This window comes from Streptomyces sp. NPDC001157 (genome assembly GCF_053598255.1).
On sequence record NZ_JBSFJW010000050.1, the window covers coordinates 38,187 to 56,185 of the forward strand.

General features: G+C 70.7%; 12 protein-coding genes, 1 tRNA gene and 2 pseudogenes. 7 read left to right on the plus strand and 8 right to left on the minus strand.

Annotated features, from left to right (window positions below; genetic code table 11):
• Positions 1–32: 32 nt before the first annotated feature.
• The 5 genes from ACWDAG_RS43735 to ACWDAG_RS43755 all read right to left on the minus strand — a co-directional run bounded on the left by ACWDAG_RS43735 (position 33) and on the right by ACWDAG_RS43755 (position 6,357).
• Positions 33–371, minus strand: coding sequence for a hypothetical protein (locus tag ACWDAG_RS43735; RefSeq protein WP_450701143.1), 339 nt, complete (start codon positions 369–371; stop codon positions 33–35).
• An 80-nt stretch (positions 372–451) separates the two neighbouring features.
• Positions 452–1,861 (minus strand): Cys-Gln thioester bond-forming surface protein, encoded by a 1,410-nt coding sequence (locus tag ACWDAG_RS43740; protein ID WP_450701144.1) that lies wholly within the window; start codon positions 1,859–1,861, stop codon positions 452–454.
• Positions 1,862–2,121: 260 nt separating this feature from the next.
• Positions 2,122–2,598, minus strand: a complete 477-nt coding sequence (locus ACWDAG_RS43745; RefSeq protein WP_450701145.1) for a single-stranded DNA-binding protein — start codon at positions 2,596–2,598, stop codon at positions 2,122–2,124.
• 273 nt (positions 2,599–2,871) lie between these two features.
• Complete coding sequence (locus ACWDAG_RS43750; protein WP_450701146.1) at positions 2,872–4,746, minus strand: GTPase; 1,875 nt, start codon at positions 4,744–4,746, stop codon at positions 2,872–2,874.
• A gap of 3 nt (positions 4,747–4,749) precedes the next feature.
• The gene (locus tag ACWDAG_RS43755; RefSeq protein WP_450701147.1) at positions 4,750–6,357 is read right to left on the minus strand and encodes a dynamin family protein; all 1,608 of its coding nucleotides are present in this window, start codon (positions 6,355–6,357) and stop codon (positions 4,750–4,752) included.
• A gap of 321 nt (positions 6,358–6,678) precedes the next feature.
• Here ACWDAG_RS43755 and ACWDAG_RS43760 point away from each other — a divergent pair.
• A tRNA-Arg gene (locus ACWDAG_RS43760) sits at positions 6,679–6,751 on the plus strand.
• Positions 6,752–6,938: 187 nt separating this feature from the next.
• On the opposite strand, the pseudogene ACWDAG_RS43765 reads toward ACWDAG_RS43760, so the two are convergent.
• Positions 6,939–7,094 (minus strand): annotated as a pseudogene (locus tag ACWDAG_RS43765) (transposase); the annotation flags it as partial.
• A gap of 787 nt (positions 7,095–7,881) precedes the next feature.
• Positions 7,882–8,397, minus strand: a complete 516-nt coding sequence (locus tag ACWDAG_RS43770; RefSeq protein WP_450701148.1) for an AAA family ATPase — start codon at positions 8,395–8,397, stop codon at positions 7,882–7,884.
• Positions 8,398–8,419: 22 nt separating this feature from the next.
• Between ACWDAG_RS43770 and ACWDAG_RS43775 the strand changes: the two genes are divergently transcribed.
• The 6 genes and pseudogenes from ACWDAG_RS43775 to ACWDAG_RS43800 all read left to right on the plus strand — a co-directional run.
• Positions 8,420–8,767 carry an acetate--CoA ligase family protein gene (locus tag ACWDAG_RS43775; RefSeq protein ID WP_450701149.1) on the plus strand — a complete coding sequence of 116 codons (348 nt, stop codon included), beginning with the start codon at positions 8,420–8,422 and terminating at the stop codon, positions 8,765–8,767.
• Entirely contained in the window at positions 8,764–10,110 is a 1,347-nt protein-coding gene (locus ACWDAG_RS43780) for a 3-hydroxyacyl-CoA dehydrogenase NAD-binding domain-containing protein (RefSeq protein WP_450701150.1), read from the plus strand. The genes ACWDAG_RS43775 and ACWDAG_RS43780 overlap by 4 nt, the downstream gene beginning before the upstream one ends.
• On the plus strand, positions 10,107–10,997 hold the full coding sequence (locus ACWDAG_RS43785; protein WP_450701151.1) for an amidohydrolase family protein: 891 nt from the start codon (positions 10,107–10,109) through the stop codon (positions 10,995–10,997). Before ACWDAG_RS43780 ends, ACWDAG_RS43785 begins: the two co-directional genes overlap by 4 nt.
• A gap of 453 nt (positions 10,998–11,450) precedes the next feature.
• Positions 11,451–12,557 carry a hypothetical protein gene (locus ACWDAG_RS43790; RefSeq protein ID WP_450701154.1) on the plus strand — a complete coding sequence of 369 codons (1,107 nt, stop codon included), beginning with the start codon at positions 11,451–11,453 and terminating at the stop codon, positions 12,555–12,557.
• Between the two features lie 136 nt (positions 12,558–12,693).
• A complete protein-coding gene (locus ACWDAG_RS43795; RefSeq protein WP_450701152.1) occupies positions 12,694–14,604 on the plus strand; it encodes a TerD family protein in 1,911 nt (636 codons plus the stop codon).
• A 1,209-nt stretch (positions 14,605–15,813) separates the two neighbouring features.
• A pseudogene (locus ACWDAG_RS43800) lies at positions 15,814–17,072 on the plus strand (mobilization protein); the annotation flags it as partial.
• A 216-nt stretch (positions 17,073–17,288) separates the two neighbouring features.
• On the opposite strand, the gene ACWDAG_RS43805 reads toward ACWDAG_RS43800, so the two are convergent.
• Entirely contained in the window at positions 17,289–17,855 is a 567-nt protein-coding gene (locus ACWDAG_RS43805; protein ID WP_450701153.1) for a TetR/AcrR family transcriptional regulator, read from the minus strand.
• Positions 17,856–17,999: the final 144 nt, after the last annotated feature.

A 17,999-nucleotide genomic window follows, 5' to 3' on the forward strand; every position in this document is an offset into this window, starting at 1 on the left:
TGTCAGTCGTCGCCGTTCACCTTCGGCAGCGCCTAAGCCAACAGCAGGGTCGCTACGGCTGCCGCAGCCACCACACCGGCCGACCGGAAGGCGCGGGAGGAACGCCAGGACAACACCGACCACCGGGACTGCGCGGACAGCAGCGATCCTGTGCTCAGCCAGGATCCGGCCGAGATCAGCGACAGCGCCGAGCCGATCGATCCGACGGAGAGCGTGCTCCCGACCGAGGCGACGGACAGGGCGGAGCCGACGGACCCGATGGACAGCACCGACCCCACCGAGCCGATCGACAGCACCGAGTCCTGCGACCACAGGGACAGCGCCGAGCCCGAGGAGGTGTGCGGCGCCGGCGATACGGATGGCTTCGTCATGGGTCCATCCTGCCCATCGATCTCGCCGGGCTCCATGGATGTGGCCGAACACGTCCTGGAGGAGCGTGTGTTGGGGAGGCTCAGTCCTGCGTCGGTGCGTCCTTCTTCCCGACGAGGACCAGGGCCGCGCCGCCGATCACCACGAAGGCGATGGCGATGCCCGCGATCAGTGGGGTCGCGGTGGACCCGCCGGTTGCGGCGAGGTTGGTGTCGTCCGCCGTGCCGCCGACCGTCGCGGGGCTCGGTTCGCTGAGGATCTGGGTCGCGTTGCCGGTCCGGGAGGCCTGGGTCCGGCAGTCGAGGATGCCGGTGAAGCGCTTGTGGAAGCCGAGGGGTCCCCTGATCGTGAAGTCGTAGGGCTGGTCTTCCTGCAGCGGCATCGTCACGGTGCGGGACTCGCCTGCCGGGATGCTGTGCTCGATCCCCATCAGCTCGAAGGTGAACGCCTCGTCGCCCTGGTTGGCAGCGGTGATGTCCACACCGCTCCTGGCGCAGTTCCTGGCCGCGGAGAGGGCGGGTATGGCGCCCTTCTTCGCCCAGGTCGCGTCGGCCGTCGCCGAGACCGTCGACTCGCTGGAGCCGGCCAGGATCTGCGTCTGGCTGCGGGTGTCGGAGGCGAAGGCGCGGCCCACGGGCACGGTGGTCGAGGCCTGCACGGTGAGCTCGGCCGAGCCGTCGGCCGCGTGTTCGGGCACGTCGAAGAAGACCTGGCTGCCGTCGACCGCGGAGGTGAGGGGCTTGCCGTCCTTGCCGACGATCCGCACCCCGGTGGTCGCCGCGTTCGCCGGCGGCGTCACGGTCACACCCGCCGCGTTGGTGTGCACGGTCACCGGGCCGAGCAGCTCGCCGGGGTGGCCGGAGACCGCGGGCGGGTCCAGCGTCAGCGACGCCTGGGGCTCCGCCATGTCGACCGCGCTCTTCTCCAGGTAGTCCGCGAGCTTCTCGGCCTCGGGGTCGACGGCGTCGACGTCGGCGTGGTCCGAGTAGCGCCAGATGGCCACCTGGGTGCCGGCCGCCGCGTCCTGCTCGGTCAGGCCGCCCTGGACGCCCGCCTTCGCCGCGAGCGCCACGAGGTCGTTGACCTGCGGGTAGGAGTTCTGCAGGATCCAGCGGATCCTGCCGGCGTTCTTGTTGGCGCCCAGCGAGGTGCCGCTCCAGGCGGTCTCGTGGTACTTGGCGTCCCGCTGGGTGGGGTTGTGGATGTCGACGCAGTACGTCTGCAGGGTGCCGCCCCCGTCGACGGACATCTCGAACAGGCCTGCCGAGACCTGCTGGTCCCCGGTGTCCTCGTGGATCACGGCGGTGCCGTACGTCTTGAGGCCGCCTATGGTGGCGGTCGCCCCGCCCTGGCTCTGTGTCGTCTCCTCCGCGGTGGCCGTGCCGGCGCCGGTGAGCACCCCGACGGCGACGAGACCGGACACCAGCGTCGCGGCGGCGAGGCGCACGGCCCCTCGCCTGCGCGCGGACGGCGCAGAGAAAGAAGAAAACACCAAATTCCCCTTCGAGCAGGACCCATTGACGTGGGGGGTGTGGTCCCACCAGCAGAATCAGAAGCCCCGAGAGCTATGCCGGGCATCCTATGGAGGCGGCGCACCACGCTCGCCGGTCATACCGTCGGACAAGCGATCCGACTCGGAATCGTTATCGCCAAGACGGCACATGAGCAGGGCTTATCGACAAATCCACCGGACCCTTCGGAACGCATTCGTCGATAAGCCGCAGTACGGTCAGCTCGGGGCACCGTCTCACATCACGTCACCGCGGCCGGCTCCGGCTCCCGTTGGGTCGAGTCGGTCGCCGAACCGCCGGGCGGGGTCTCCCAGTTGGGCTCGGGCTGCTGGGGCGCAGCAGCGACCGGCTCCGGTTCCGGCCTGCCCGGCCGCCGGAAGGCCGAGGTCCCCCGCGTGAGGTCGTGGCCGATCGCCACGGCCTCCAGATCCGCCGAGGCCCAGTTCTGCCCCTCGCGCACTTCCTGACGCACCTTGAGCCTGCCCTGCACGATGACGGGATCGCCCACGTCGAGCGAGGCCGTCACGTTCGTGGCCAACTGCCGCCTGGCCCACACCGTGAAGAAGTTGGTGTGGCCGTCGGTCCACTCGTTCTTCTCGCGGTCCAGATAGCGCGTGGTCACCGCGAGCCGGAAGCGCGCCGACGGCCCCGACGCCAGCTCCCGGAACGCCGGCTTCGTGGCCACGTTCCCCACGGCGCAGATGATCGTCTCGTTCATCACGACCCCCTCCCTCGCCCGACCGCCGGGGCCGGGCGGACATGCCTACGGGCCCGTCCCGTACGGCTGCGTCTGCCGCGGCGACCGCGTCCCTCGCGATCGCCGCACCGCCAGACTGCCTGTGCCGGGCCGAGCCCGCCGAGCCCTGTGGACCGTCCCCCACCTGTGGAAAACTCCATCACCCGGACGAGTGAGCCCAGAAGGACCCCCACGAGTGATCATCTGCAGAAAGGCTCAGCGTCACCCTCCGGGGCTCACCGCCCCGTCCGGGTGTCACCGGGGGCCGTTCCCCACCCCCGTCACCCGCCCGTACTGCTCCCGCACCTCCCGGTAGCGCAGCAGCTCCGCCGCCACCGGATCCAGCACCCGGGCCCGACCGCACCCGGCGGCCGCCTCCCGCAATCGCCGTTCCGCGTCGGTGCCGTAGCGGCGGGCCGGCCCGCGCGCCGCCATCCGGCAGCTCCACTCGACGATCGGGCCGCCGATGATGCCCGCCGCCATCAGCAGCACCGGGACCCCGAGGTTCGGCGCCATGAACCCGATGATCTGCCCCAGCAGCCACAGCCCGCCCACGACTTGAAGAAGCGTCATGGAGACCTGGGCCATGACGGCCAGCGGCCACCAGCCCGGCCGCGGTGGCCGGCCCGGCGGCAGACCCGCCCGTACCGCCAGTTCGTCCAGCGCCTCGGGCAGCCCGTGGGAGCCGCGTACGGCCGCCTCGCGCACCGCCTGGGCCCAGGGCGCGGGCAGCCCGGTCGAGGCCCGGTCGGCGAGCGTCCGCACCGCCTGCTCGACGCGCTGGCGTGCCGTGACCTCCTCGTCCGTCTGGGTCGGCAACGGCACCCGTCCGGTGGTCGGTTCGGACCGGTCCCGGTACCAACGCCACAGCCGCAGCCATGGCGTTCCGCAGGCGCGGTTGGCGTTGCGCAGCCAGGCGCGCTCGGCCGCCTCGCCCGCCGCGGAAGCGCCCACCGCGTCCGCGAGCCGGGCGGAGAACTCGTCCCGTGCCTCCTCACTCAGGCCGGTCCGCCGCCGCGCCGCGTAGAGGGGCCGCAGCTCTGCCGCGGCCGCGTCGAGATCGGCTGAAATTCGCCGCGCAGGAGCGCCGCGTTCCGCCACAAACTGCCCAAGTGCCTCGCGCAGTTCACCGACGCCGTCTCCGGTGAGCGCGGACAGCGCGAGCACGGTGGCACCGGGATCGCCGTACTCGCCCAGCGCGATCCCGTCCTCGTCGAGCAGCCGCCGCAGGTCGTCCAGGACCTGGTGGGTGGCCTCGCCGGGCAGCCGGTCGGTCTGGTTGAGGACGACGAACATGACCTCCGCATGCCCCGCCATGGGCCGCAGATAGCGCTCGTGGAGGACGGCGTCCGCGTACTTCTCGGGGTCGACGACCCAGATGACGGCGTCGACGAGGGCCAGGACCCGGTCCACCTGTTCGCGGTGCTGTACGGCCGCCGAGTCGTGGTCGGGCAGGTCGACCAGGACGAGCCCGCGCAGTTGCGCCTCCGTCTCGGGGTTCTGCAGCGGGCGCCGCCGCAGCCGGGGCGGGATGCCGAGCCGTTCGATGAGACTCGCCGCGCCGTCGCTCCAACTGCAGGCGATGGGTGTCGCGGTGGTGGGCCGCCGTACTCCGGTCTCCGAAATGGGCACCCCGGCCAGGGCGTTGAACAGCTGCGACTTGCCGCTGCCGGTCGCGCCCGCGATGGCGACGACGGTGTGCTGCCCGGAGAGCCTGCGCCGCGCAGCCGACTCGTCGAGCACCCGTCCGGCCTCGGCGAGCGTCTGGCCGTCCAGCCGGGTGCGGGAGAGCCCCACGAGTTCCCGCAGCGCGTCGAGCCGCGACCGCAGGGGGCGGTCGTAGGTGAGCGGAACCGTCGGCTGGGCGCTGAGCGCCCGTGTCTCCACCACCGGGACGTGCTCGGACCCGGTGTTCTCCTCGGTGGCGCGCCGCGCGATCAGCCCGTCGTCCCAGGCGCTCGCGGAGTCCGTACGACGGGCGGTGGCGCCCTCCACCACGCGCGCGTGGCCGCCTTTGTCACGTACGCCGGACTCCTGCTTCGCAGTCCCGCCCCCTCCGTTCGGGCCCTTGGCGCTCTCTTCGGGGTGCTCGGCACGGCCCGTGTGGTCCTCGTCTGTGACGGCGGTCACCGGTCACCTCTCCTTCTGCAGTACGGACAGCGCGGCGATGAGTTCGGCCTGGGGTTCGGGTTGGATCTCCAGGGCGTCGAGGGGTGCGAGACGGCGCTCGCGTTCGGTGTTCATGACGCGGTCGAGGTGCTCGGTGAGCAGCCGCCCGCCCCGGTCGCGCAGCCGCAGCGCCCCGTGCGCGCCGATGCGTTCGGCGAGGCTTTCGCCGGCCGAGCGCGCCCGGCGGCCGCCGAGCAGCGCGGTGGTGACGAGGGCGGCGACGACCTCGGGGTCCGGTGCGACGTTGCGGTCGAGGTCGCGGATCTCTTCCTCGGCGTACTCCTCGAGCTCGCGCCGCCAGCGCCGTACGGCCATCCCGATGCGGTCCTCGGCGCTCTCCGGGGACGGTTCCTGCTGCGTCAGCTCCGGGGCGCCCGCCGCGGGTTCGCGCCGCCAGGCCTCCCGGATGCGCTCGTCGGCGGCGGTGACGGCGCACAGCAGGAGTGTGGCCAGGCTCTCCACGAGCGCGTCCAAGAGCTCTCCGGCGGAGCAGTCCAGGGGGAACGCGCGCCACCGCTTGAGGGCGTCTCCGGCGAGTACGGCGCCGGCCTGCAACCGCCCTCGTACGCGCGCGTGCTCGCTGTCGTACGCCCCTTCGACGGCGTTGGTGAGCCGCACGGCCGCCGCGTACTGGGCGGCGGCGGCACTGGCCAGTTCGGGCAGCCGGGTCTTGAGGGAGTCGAGCATCCCGTTCGCGGTACGGGACATGGCCTGCTGCCGGGCGGCCGGGTCCTGCGCCAGGTGTACGAGCCAGGTCCGCAGCGATGCCACGGCGGTGGCCGGCAGCAGCCCGCTCCCCCAGGCGGACTCGGGCAGTTCGGGCACGGTGAAGCGCGGTACGTCGCCGAGTCCAGCCTTGGTGAGCAGCGCGCCGTACTGCCGTGACACCTCGGAGACGACCTGGTGCGGCACGCGGTCGAGCACCGTCACGAGGGTGGCGTCGTACTCCTTGGCGGTGCGCAGCAGATGCCAGGGGACGGCGTCGGCGTAGCGGGCGGCCGTGGTGACCATCACCCAGATGTCGGCCGCGCAGACGAGTTCGGCGGCCAGGACGCGGTTGTCGGCGATCAGGGAGTCGATGTCGGGGGCGTCGAGGAGGGCGAGCCCGCGCGGCATCGTGTCGGCGGTCTCGACGCGCAGCACGCGCGCGGGGTCCTCTCCGGGCAGCAACAGGTCTTCCCCGGGGTCCTGATGGGGCACCCACACGCGGGTGAGGTCGGGCAGCACCCTCATCCCGCTGAACCAGTGATGGTCATCCGGGTGGCACACCAGTACCGGGGTCCGCGTGGTCGGCCGCAGCACGCCCGCCTCGCTGACCCGCCGCCCCACGAGGGAGTTGACGAGAGTCGACTTGCCGGCTCCTGTCGATCCGCCCACGACGGCCAGCAAGGGCGCTTCGGGCTCCCGCAGGCGGGGCACCAAGTAGTCGTCGAGCTGTGCGAGCAGTTCGTCGCGGTTGGCACGCGCGCGTGGAGCCCCGGCCAGGGGCAGCGGGAAGCGTGCGGCAGCGACACTGTCGCGCAGGGCGGAGAGTGCGTCGAGCAGCTGAGGCCGTACGTCCAAGGTCACCACATGCGGAGAATGCCCGATTTTAGGGGAATTCTGAAGCATATGAGCATGTCTGCGCGCCGATAGGACACAAGGGACGGAAGGGACGACTGGGACGCAGGCACAGTCCAGGCATAACGAGTGCACAACACCCGGTGCGCGAGAGCCCAAAAGCGATGCACGATTCGTACCTGCCTGCGATTATCAGGACCGCTTCACTGAACCTCCACATCGAGCCACGGAGGCGAAGCAACAGGGACAAGGACACGGGAGCCCTATCCTTGTCCCCGGCAACGTCACGGATCGGCCCACACCCGGGCACCCACGACAGCGGCCACACACCCGGCCCCCGTAGCTCAGTGGATAGAGCAGGCGCCTTCTAAGCGCTTGGCCGCAGGTTCGAGTCCTGCCGGGGGCGCCCAGTCTCCGCCCTCCCATCGGGAGGGCGTTTTTGCTGGTCAGAGGCCGCTTATAGGGCTCGACGGAGAAGCTTCGCAAATGCGGGTGGCCCCTCGGGCGGAGTCGGCGAGTGTCCGGCTGGAGACGATTTCACCCGGCCCTCGGCGGGTGTTCTTCCCGAAAACTTCCCGAAGTTTCGGGGGTCTTCAAAGTTGAGCGGTGCGGAGGTGTCCGCGGGCTCGACGAGTCGTGACGCAGCGTGTGCGTAGGCGCTGGTTCGTAGCGTTGCGGAACCCGAAGGCGGCGCGGGCGACAAGCTTGATCACGCGGTTGATGCCCTCGCTTTTGGCGTTGCTGTGTCCGAGACCCCGCAGGCCGGGCAGGCCCGCGCCGAGGCACCCGCCGTGGCCAGATGGACCCGGCGCCCAACGTCCTCGCCCAGCTCGACCCGTATGACGGACACCCCGTCGAGGTCCAGCAGCAACGTCGTATCGTTGACCAAGCCCGTGGCTCCCCAGTGATCCTTCTGCGTAGAGAACAGAAATGTTCACCCAGGACCACGGGCGTCCTACATCCAGGGCCGACAACCACCCCACCCATCACAGACCGTGACGGGCAGTCAGCGGCCACCGACCCTGCACCGCTCAACTTCGAAGACCCTCGATGGCGACCGGCAAGCCAGCCGGGTCACCGTGGCGGCGCAGCCTGGCCGGCGCACTGGCGATCCCGGCCTCGGTATGGGCCGGCGCCCATCGGTCGGTCCTCGTCCCGGCCTGGTCGATCACGGTTACATCGTGCGAGCCGGTGGCCCAGTCCCATCCCGCGAACACGCGCGCGGCGCTCCTTCGTCAGTGCTGAAGGACCAGATCGGCTGTGAGGACGCCCGCCGGAAGCTCACTGATCGGCCCTCGCAGGGGCATGTTCCCAAGGCCGGCCAGGCGGCCTCGGCCAAGTGGGGCCGGCAGTACTCATGCTGGCCGTCAAGCGGCACGCACAAAGGGTCATGCACCCCCCGGGACCGAGTGGTCACAACCCTGCCCCTCAGGGCTGCAGAAAGGATGGTGGCCTAGGGTCTGTCCGGCGGATCTTCCGGGCCCGGCGCTCCTGGCACGGTTGCGCTACTGGGCCGCACCAAGGCTGGCCGGACAGTCACGCGAGCGATGGCCACCGATCGGCGGCCCACTCCAGCCATCCTGACCACCCATGAGGCGGACCTCCAACCTCATGTCCATCGAGTTCCGTGGCGTCGGGCTCCTCGAACAGCGTCCTCCAGTGCACGAGGTCCGCCTCGCTCATCGCGAAGGTCTGATCAGGGGTGGTCGACTGGCGATGGGCGATCCGAGCACGTTGGGTCTCATGGTCCACCGGCACGTACACAAGTTGACAGGACGCGCCCACAGACATCACCAACCAGCGGATCGCGGACCTCTCGTCACGAGACCAGCAGCCGAAATCCAGGACCACGTTCGTTCCCAGCTTCAGCGCCTCCAGACCCAGCCAGAGCAGCCGTCCTTCCAGCACATCGCGCTTCCCGGCCGGCTGCGGATCGCCGAACAGCGGGCGCATCCACTCATCCGGCGTCAGCCGCAGCGCGCTGTGCTCCTTGGCCAGCTGCCGCGCTGTCGTGGTCTTTCCGGCCCCTGGCAGGCCGACCGTCAGGAACAACGTCGCACCCGGGCTCGAACTCGTGGTGGGCGCCAAACGGCACGCCGCGTGGGGCCCCGTCGTCCTGGTGGGCCTCGGCGGGATCTGGGTGGAAGCGCTGGCCGACACCCGGCTGCTGCCACCCGACCTCGCGGTGCCGCACATCGTCGATGAGCTCCGGCAGCTCCGGTCGGCGGCCCTGCTCGGCCCGTTCCGCGGCCGGCCGGCCGTCGACGTGGAGGCCGTGGCGAGGGTCGTGTCCACGATCGGCGGGCTGATGCTCGCGCGCCCCGAGATCGAGGAGATCGACATCAACCCGCTGGTCGCGCGACCGGACGGCATCACGGCGCTCGATGTGCTGCTCACGACCACCGGGGAAGGTGCGCGGTGAACGCGAAGTCCGAGACTCCCGAGGCGCGGGCCGCGCTGGCGCACGTGCGCCGGGCGGTCGAGCGAGCCGGGCAGCTGCCCGGCCTGCCCCCTGACGAGGCGGAGTGGAGGCCACTTCGGGCGGCAGTCGTCGGCGCCGGGACGATGGGCGTCGGCATCACGGAGGCCCTCGTCACGGCAGGAGTGCCCGTCACGCTCGTGGACCGGACCGAGGCGGATGTCGCGCGCGGCCTGCGCGGGCTGGACGCGATCCACGCCTCCAGCGTGCGGCGCGGGCGCCTCGACCAGGCCGTCGCCGATGAGCGGCGCAGCCTGGTCACGGGGGCGGCCGAACTCACCGCGGTGGCCGGCGCCGACCTCGTCATCGAGGCGGTGTTCGAGGAACTCTCGCTCAAGCGCGAGGTCTTCGCCGGCCTGGACCGGCACGCCGCCCCGGGCACGCTGCTGGGGACCAACACCTCCTTCCTGGACATCGATGTGATCGCCGAGGCCACGGGGCGGCCCGAGGACGTCGTGGGAACCCACTTCTTCAGTCCCGCACAGGTGATGAAGCTGCTGGAGGTCGTGCCCGGAGCACGAACCTCGCCCCGGACCGTGGCCCGGGTGATGGCCCTCGCCCGCCGGATGGGCAAGGTGGCCGTGCGCGCCGGCAACGCCAACGGCTTCATCGGCAACGCGATGATGGAGGACTACCTGCGCGAGGCGTGGTTCCTCGTCGAGGAGGGCGCACTCCCGGCCGACGTCGACCGGGTCCTGACGGAGTTCGGCCTTGCCATGGGTCCCTTCGCCATGACCGACATGGCGGGCCACGACATCGGGGTCGAGAGCAGGCGGCGCGAGATCGCCACCCGGCCCACCGGCCGCCGTTACTCGGACATCGCTCTGCACCTGGTGGATCTCGGCCGGCTCGGCCAGAAGAGCGGCGCGGGCTGGTACCGCTACGAGGCCGGTGACCGGACCCCGCACCCCGATCCGGAGATGGAGCGGCTGCTCGCCGAGCACTCCGCCCGGATCGGGATCGAGCGGCGCCCGATCGGCGACGAGGAGATCCTGCAACGCACGATGTTCGCGCTGGTCAACCGGGCCGCCTGGCTGCTGGGTGACGGCATCGCCGCGAAGCCTGGCGACATCGACGTCGTCTACACCACCGGCTACGGCTTCCCGGCGTGGCGGGGCGGGCCGCTGTACTGGGCGGACTCCGTCGGCCTGCCGACGGTCCTGGCGACCGTGGACAAACTCCACGGCGGCCACGATGCCTGGTGGGAACCCGCTCCCGTGCTGAAGCAGCTCGTGGCCGACGGCAGCACCTTCGGCGAACTCGACGACAAAGGACCCTCAGCATGAGCACGACCTACCGGCCGGCGATCGACGTCGCGGGCATCGACGCACTGGACATGCACACCCACGTGCATTCCTCGGTGCACGACGACCCGTCGGCGGTCAACGAGACGCTGCGGGAGATGGCCAAATACTTCAAGTCCGACGAGCTTCCCCCCGGGACGGTGCCGGACCTCGCCGAGTACTACCGCAAGCGCAACTTCGCCGCCGTGACGTTCCACGTGGACAACGGACCCGCCGCACCCGGCGAATCCGCGCTCACCAGTGACGAGATCGTCGAGCAGGCCGCGGTGAACAACGACGTCCTCATCCCCTTCGCCTCGGTCCACCCGGATCGCGGTGAGGAGGGAGCCCGGCTCGCCGAGCGGCTGATCACGCAGGGCGGGGTACGTGGCTTCAAGTTCCACCCCAACACGATGCACTTCCTCCCGAACGACCGGAAGGCCTACGACCTCTACGAGGTGCTCAACGCTCACCAGGTCCCGGCCCTGTTCCACACCGGGCAGAGCGGCGCCGGCGCGGGCACCCGGGGTGGTGGAGGCTACCGGCTGAAGTACTCCAACCCACTGCACCTCGACGACGTCGCGGTCGACTTCCCCGACATGCCGATCGTGCTGGCGCACCCGTCCTTCCCCTGGCAGGAGGAGGCACTCGCGGTGGCCGTGCACAAGCCGCAGGTCTACATCGAGCTCTCCGGCTGGTCGCCCAAGTACTTTCCACCGATCCTCGTCCAGTACGCCAACACGTTGCTGCGCGACAAGGTCCTCTTCGGCAGCGACTTTCCGCTGATCACTCCGGAGCGCTGGCTGTCCGACCTGGACAAGACCAACATCCGCGACGAAGTCAAACCGGGCTTGCTCAAGGACAACGCAGTCCGGCTACTGGGCCTCTGAGCGGACGATCCGGCACCACACGAGCTGCGCCTGGCAGTCGCAGCTCGTGTCCGGGCGAGACCGACAGCCGGAGGGCTGCCGGCCCGGTGAGAACCACCATCCACCGACCGCCGCATCGCAGTCCGTGGTGTCCGCGAGATCAAGCTCGTCGCCCGCGTCACGACTCGTCGAGCCCGCGGACACCTCCGTACCGCTCAACTTTGAAGACCCGGTTTCGGTGCGGTCTCTTGCCGTCGAGCCGCTCACCAACGCCACGGTCTGTGGTCGGCCACAAGCATCGCCCTCGGCCGCACAGACGGGGGCTGCCGTCATGGACGGCGGCTGGCACTCGCCCACGCTGCGTTGGCGCTCCCTGACGGTGGTAGGTGCAGTGGTGCCGCGACGGATGAAAACACGTTGGCGGGCCGCCTCCGAGCTGCGACTATGCAGCTGTTTCCCATACGGAGGGTGCCTTTGTTCGTATTCATTTGTGCGCGCTGTGGCGCCGAGCTGACAGTCCGCTTGACCCAGGTCTCCCTTCCGTCCCATGCCCGTCAGAAGTACGGGAACGGGGTCCAACTACCGGTGCTGATGGAGTCAGGGACGTTTGCCGTGGACCCAGACCCATGGGGAGGACCGTGGCGGATGTGGGACGAGATCGATCCGGGCGAGGCGGAGGCACGCGGCATCTACGCGCCGGTCTACGCCCTGTCCGACGGTACGCCCGGGGCGATTGTCATCGCTCCCGGTGATCTCCGCGGAGCCCGGCTGATTCCCGAGAAGCGTGGCGGTGCCTGCTGTGGCCTCGACGGAGCCGACGGGCCCAACATGGCCTGCGAGGCATGCGACCTGCCCGTGGCAACAAGGGTCGACGACTGCTCGCTCTGGCAGGCAGTACGGCTCAGCTCAGACGCCGTGCGCCGCGTCCCCATCGACGGTGTCCACACTGCGCCGTCCTCCTGGACGGAATTGGCAGAAACGGGGGAGAGCACGCCCCCGTTCGAGCCGATTGGCACGTGGGGAGGACGGTCTGGGTCGAGCCACTACTGGTCGTGGAGTCCTCAATGGGAGGCAGCAGCCGGCCAGGCGCTCGCCCACCTGCTGGTGGCCTCCAAAGGGCAGCCGGTGAAGGTCCCGGGCGGTCTGACCGCGGACGTGTTCCAACGCGCGCTCGACGTCCTGCTGCCCGCAGGCCCGCCAACGCGGCACGCCGTCCTGGCTGGGCCGGGAGAACCCTCCGCCAGTGCGGGCGTCGACATCCTCCTCGTACCGGTCCATCCCCAGACGGGTCAGACCTGGACCCCCGCCGGCCCGGCGGCATCGGCATACCCGGTGCCCCTGCCGCTGGGGGTGTGGCTGTGGCTGGTCTCCCCCGAGCCGTACTTGCCTGTTCCCGCGTCGGGCGGCATACCCCAAGACGTACTCCGCGACGACCCGCTCCCGCCGCGCCCCACCTACCTGTTCCGTGCCGACCGGGGAACGTTCCAGCACACCTTGGTCCGGCTACCAGCCGTTCGCAGCCCGTGGATACGCACGATCCTCGAAAACCTCACGCAGGATGCGTCGGCCGACATCTTCTAGCCGTACGGCAATCGAACAGCGCCACCCGCCGGTTCAACGGTCGACGTCGTAGGACCGCCTGGTTGCAGCCTTCCAGACGATGGCAATTCGGCATACGGGTTGAAGGGGCGCTGGATATCAGATCATCCTTGCCGCCATGAGTCTCGTCTCCACCTCCTTCGCTGCGTCCGACCGGGGCGACTACGCACACGACTGGGCCTTGGTTGATGTGGAGACGTCGGGCCTCATCGCCCGGCGAGATCGCGTGCTCTCCGTCGCGGTGATCACGATCGGTCCGGACGGTGAGCAGACCGGGGAGTTCTCGACACTGCTCAATCCGGGCTGCGATCCGGGACCGGTGGGGGTGCACGGGCTGACCGTCGAGCGGTTACAAGGCGCGCCGACCTTCGACCAGGTCGCCGGTCGGATCGGCACGATGCTTCAGGACCGGGTCCTGGTCGCCCACAACGCCCAGTTCGACTACGACTTCCTGGCCTACGAATTCGCCCGGGCGCGGATGTGGCTGCCGGTGTCGCAGCGGCTGTGCACCCTGGCTCTGAATCGCCAGGTGGATCCGCCGACGGACGACATGAAGCTCGGCACCCTCGCCGCCCACTACGGCGTCCCCCAGCAGCGTGCACACGATGCGCTGGACGACGCCCGTGTACTGGCCGGGATCCTGCGGGCGTCACTGCGCGAGGCGGCGCGGCTCGATCTGCCCCTGCCGCTGGTGACCTGCCCGCCCCGGGCAGAGTCGCAGTTCACGCCGAAGCCGCCGAAGACTCCCTGCGCCTATCGCAATCCGGGACGGCTGGCTCCCGGCGGACCTCTCCTGCAGGGGATGAAGGTCGCGATCACTGGTGAGACCGCCCATGCCCGGGCGGAGCTGGTCGGGCGGGCGGTCGCCGCCGGGCTGAACATGATGACCTCCGTCAGCCGGCACACGAGCGTGCTGGTCACCAATGAACCGGCGTCCGGTTCGGCAAAGGCCCAACGCGCACTCGCCGAAGGCGTACCGGTCATCGACGAGCACACCTTCCTGCGGCTGCTGGCCGACGTACGGCCGGGAACAGCGCATGAGGCGACGGCCGTCGCTGTCGCCCCCGCGGCTAAACCGGAACCAGAACCCGTCGCCCGGCCCGTGGAGTCGGCGCCCACCACGGCCTCTGCCGTACCCGTCCCGGAAGCCGCAGCCCTCCCCACGGCCGCGCCCGGTGCGTCGGAACCCGCTCCACGCCGGCCGGCGCCGTCCGTCGGCACGTTGGACAAGCCCCTGGCCGGGCGTCGCGTGCTGGTGCTCGGCGGTGTCCATGCCGATGCCGCAGCGGCCCGTACCCGCATCGTCGAGCTCGGCGGGTCCGCGGCAATCAACCTGTCCGCCGGCGTCACCGACGTCGTACTCCTGGAGGGAGGGCAGGGCGACCGGCGCATGAGCCGCATCACCGCCCTCGAACTCCCCGTGCACGACCTCCAGTGGCTCACCGCTCCGACCGCCCCCGCCCCGGCCGCGACGACACTCCGGACCCAGGAGCCGCACGTGATGCCAAGAGGCGGCGTCATCGACCTGCCCATGCCGCACGGCAGACCCGCGCCCGAGTGGTACGTCACCGCCGGCTGGGCCCCGCGGACCGACTACGAAATCGATGTCGTCGCCTTCCTCCTCGACGAGGACGAACAGGTCACCTTCGACGAGGACTTCATCTTCTACGGAGCTCCGGAGAGCCCCGCCGGGACCGTGCGACTGCTCACCGGCGGCCCGGCCGAACAGACCATCGCCCTCGACCTGGCTTCCCTGCCACCCGCGACGCGCAAGGTCGTCGTCGCTGCCGCCATCGACGGCGCCACCACCTTCGGGACGGTCGGCGCGATCCAGATCGGTGCGGCCCCCGGCAGCAATGAGGCACCGCTCGCCCGGGCAACCCTGGACGCCGCCACCACCGAACGCACCATGCTGCTCGCGGAGATCTACCGCAGGGGCCCGGTGTGGCGCCTGCGCGCCGTCGGCCAGGGCTACGACCACGGCCTCGACGCCCTCGCACGCGGATACGGCGTCGACATCGCCGACTGAACCCCAGCGCCGAGAGCGAAGATCTGCGCGTCTTTGCGCCCGGTTCAGGCTCGGCGACGCGGTGCGGGCGTGGATCCAGGCTTGGGCACCGGCATGCTCGGGGCCGGCCCGGCTGGTAGTCGCTGGGGGCCTTCGATGCGCTGCTGGAGCTCGGCGAGCTGGCCCGTGATGCAGCGGGCGTAAGTGGCGAGCAGGACGGGGACACTGTGCCGGCCCACTCGGCGACCTGGGCGGGTGGGATGCCGTGGTTGAGCCAAGTGGTCAGGCAGGTGTGGCGCAGGTCGTAGACGCGCTTGCCCACGGGTGACTCGTGTTCGTGCTCCGGCAGGACCGCCTTGCGGGCCTTGTTCCAGGCACGGCGGAAGACCGATCCGGCCAGCAGCCCGCCCTTCTCACCGGGGAAGAAGAGGTCGCCCGGCTGGAGGCCGTCCCTCTTGATCAGGTCGCGAAGGACAGCGACGAGTGCCGGGTGGGCGGGGACGGGGCGGGTGTCGCCCTCGGCGCGGCCTTTGAGGTCGCGGGTTTCGTGGACGCGGCCGTCGTCGGTCCACTGGCTGCCGACCTCGGGCTCGGCGGTGTGGACGAGCAGCTCGCCCCAGCCCTCAGCGGGCAGTGTGGCGGCGCTGACGCGGAGGGCTACGGCCTCCTCCGGCCGCAGACCGGCGTAGTAGAGCGTGGCGAAGAAGGCATGGAGGCGGTGGCCGGTGCGAGGGCGGTCGGCGATCCAGGCCAGGAGACCGGCGACCTGACCCGGATTGAGCAGCGACCGCTTGTCGACGGCCTCGGCCACCTTCGGGGCGGCTCCCTCCTCCTTTCCCTTCGGGAGCGGGTTGGCGGTGAGGATCTTCTGCCGGACGGCGTACTTCATCGCCACGTTGAGGATCCGATGCTCGCGCTTGACGGAGCTGGCGGCGGCCGGGCTGCCGTCCAGAAGGGTGTCGAGCGCCTGCATGACGGCGTCGACGCGTTTCGTGTCCTCCCAGGCCGTCATGGGCAGGGAGTTGCGGGCTATCCACGACAGGACGGTGCGGACCTCGGGCGGCGCCTCGTCGCGTCGGATCTTGTTGAAGGCGTACTCACGCAGAGCCCGGCGTACGTCGATCGGGTCGAAGCGGTCCGGGAGTTCGGTGCGCAATGCGAGGGTGACCTTGGTGAGGGCCTTGGCGGTGTTCTTGCGGTTGTTGGCCGAGATGCGCGGCCACTTCATGTCAGCCCCGCCTGCACAACGAGGCTCGCCGTGCCCAGGCCGAATGCCGCCGCATCGAAGTCGACTACAACCTGCGCCGAGTCGCCCCCGGGGACGGCACCGCCGCCAAGCCACCCACCAGCGCCGAACGCCACAAGGCGACGCGCGAGGGCAGGGAGCAGGCGGCACGCGAGGAACTCCGGGAGACCGTACGGCGGGCAGTGGCGGGAGCCATGAGCGAGGAGGAGTTCTTCGATCGGCTGGCCGCCGCCGGCCTGCTGATCCGAAAGCGCGTCGCACCCTCCGGCGACCTGCTCGGCTACAAGGTCGCCCTCCCGGACGATCGCAATGGCAAGCAGGAGCCCGTGTTCTACGCGGGCTCCACCCTTGCCCCCGACCTGTCCCTGCCCCGCATCCGCAAACGCTTCTCCGACGGCACCCCAGGCCAGGGCACGGACGCACCCTCCGTCGAAGCCCCGAGCGGCCCCTCGACAGCACGGCGCCGAACCGCTACGGCCGTGTGGCAGACGGTGCTGGTCATCGACGACGGTGAGGACGCGCAGGTGGCCGCACACATCGCGGCGGCCGGAGAGGTCCTGGACGCACTCGCCAAGACCTCCGCCGCCCACACCCGCGCCGAACTGCGCGAGGCCGCCTTCTCGTTCGAACGGGCCACCCGCTCCCACATCAAGGCCGAGCGCGGACACGACCGGGCCCTGCGCCAGGCCGCCCGCGACCTCGTCTACAGCGGACCCGCGCTCGGACGCGGAGAAGACGGGGCCACCACCGCGATGGCGATCGACATGCTGTTCTTCCTCGTGACCGCCGCCGCCCACTGGCATGCGAAGAAGGACCATGCCCAGCAGGCAGCGGCCGCCCGCCAGGCCGCCGCCGACATCCCGCTGGCCGTGCTGTACCAGCGAGGCCGACGCCCGTCCCAGCCCCTGCGCCAGAAGCAGGCCGCCTGTCTTCGGGCAGCCGTGCCGGAGCTGGCCGAGCAGATCCTGGCCGAGCCGGGCTGGCCCGCACTGGCGGCCACCCTCGCCGACACCGCGAGCACCGGCCACGACCCCGCCGCGCTGCTCACGGAGGCCGCCGGACGGCGGGAGCTGGGCACCGCCGACTCGATCAGTGACGTGCTGGTGTGGCGGCTGCGCCGCATGGCCGACTGCCCGCCGATGCCACCCAGATGCCCGACCACACTCCCGCTGCGGCCAGGGGCAGCGGGCGTTCCGTCTCACCCGCGCCGGGCCGAGACAACCGGCCCCGCAAGACGCGGTGATGCAGTGCATACGCCGGTGCCCCTCTGCCATGGACGGGCAGAGGGGCACCGGTGCGTACGGGCGGTCAGTGAGCAGCACGCGACGTCCCGTGGAGCCATGGGAGATCACGGCCGACGGCTGCGCAGGGTGCGCAACCGCGGTACTGGAGAGGGGAGTTCAGGCTCGGCGGCGTTGCTGGCGGCCGAGTCGTCGGTTTCCGCCCTGCGTCCGGCCGGTCAGGTCGTTCGGCGGCGGGGGCGGGCCAGCAGGCGCTCGGCGGCCACCTGCAGGTGCTCGCGCAGTTCGTCGTCGGCGACCTCAGGGAAGCCGACCGGTGCGATGGCGAGGCCCCGGGTGGCGGCGGCGAGGTAGAGCCGCTCGCTGAGGTCTTCCTCGTCGCCGCAGATGAGCTGGGTGAACTGCTCTCGTACCCGCGGCCACTGGCGCATCACGGGCTCGGGGTCCCGGCGGTCGCCTTCCTTGGCCAGGAACGCGAGGAGGGCGCGGTATTTGACCAGGAGTGCGACGTAGTCGGCGATCGCCGCGCGTCGCCGCGCGGGCTTGAGAGGTCCGGGTTCCCACTTCTCGAAGTACGCGTTCAGGTCGGTGAAGGCGGGCTCCACCACCGCGTTGAGGAGGTCCTCCTTGGTGCGGAAGTGGTAGGTGACCGCCGCCTTCGTCAGTCCCATGCCAGAGGCGATCATTCCGATCGACGCGCCCTCGTAACCGAGCTCCGTGAACAGTTCGAGGGCTCGGCGCAGCATCCGCTCGCGCGTCTGCTCCTGGTCCTTCGTCTCCGACATGGTTCCTCCTCGTTGTGCCATTCCCCCCTCACCCCGGGGATCACGAAGCCCTATGCTCCTGCTCAAGAAGTGCCGCGTACACCTCGTCCTCCCAGACCGTGCGCGCGACCCACGCCGTGCGGCGCAGCGCGTCGTACGCGTACC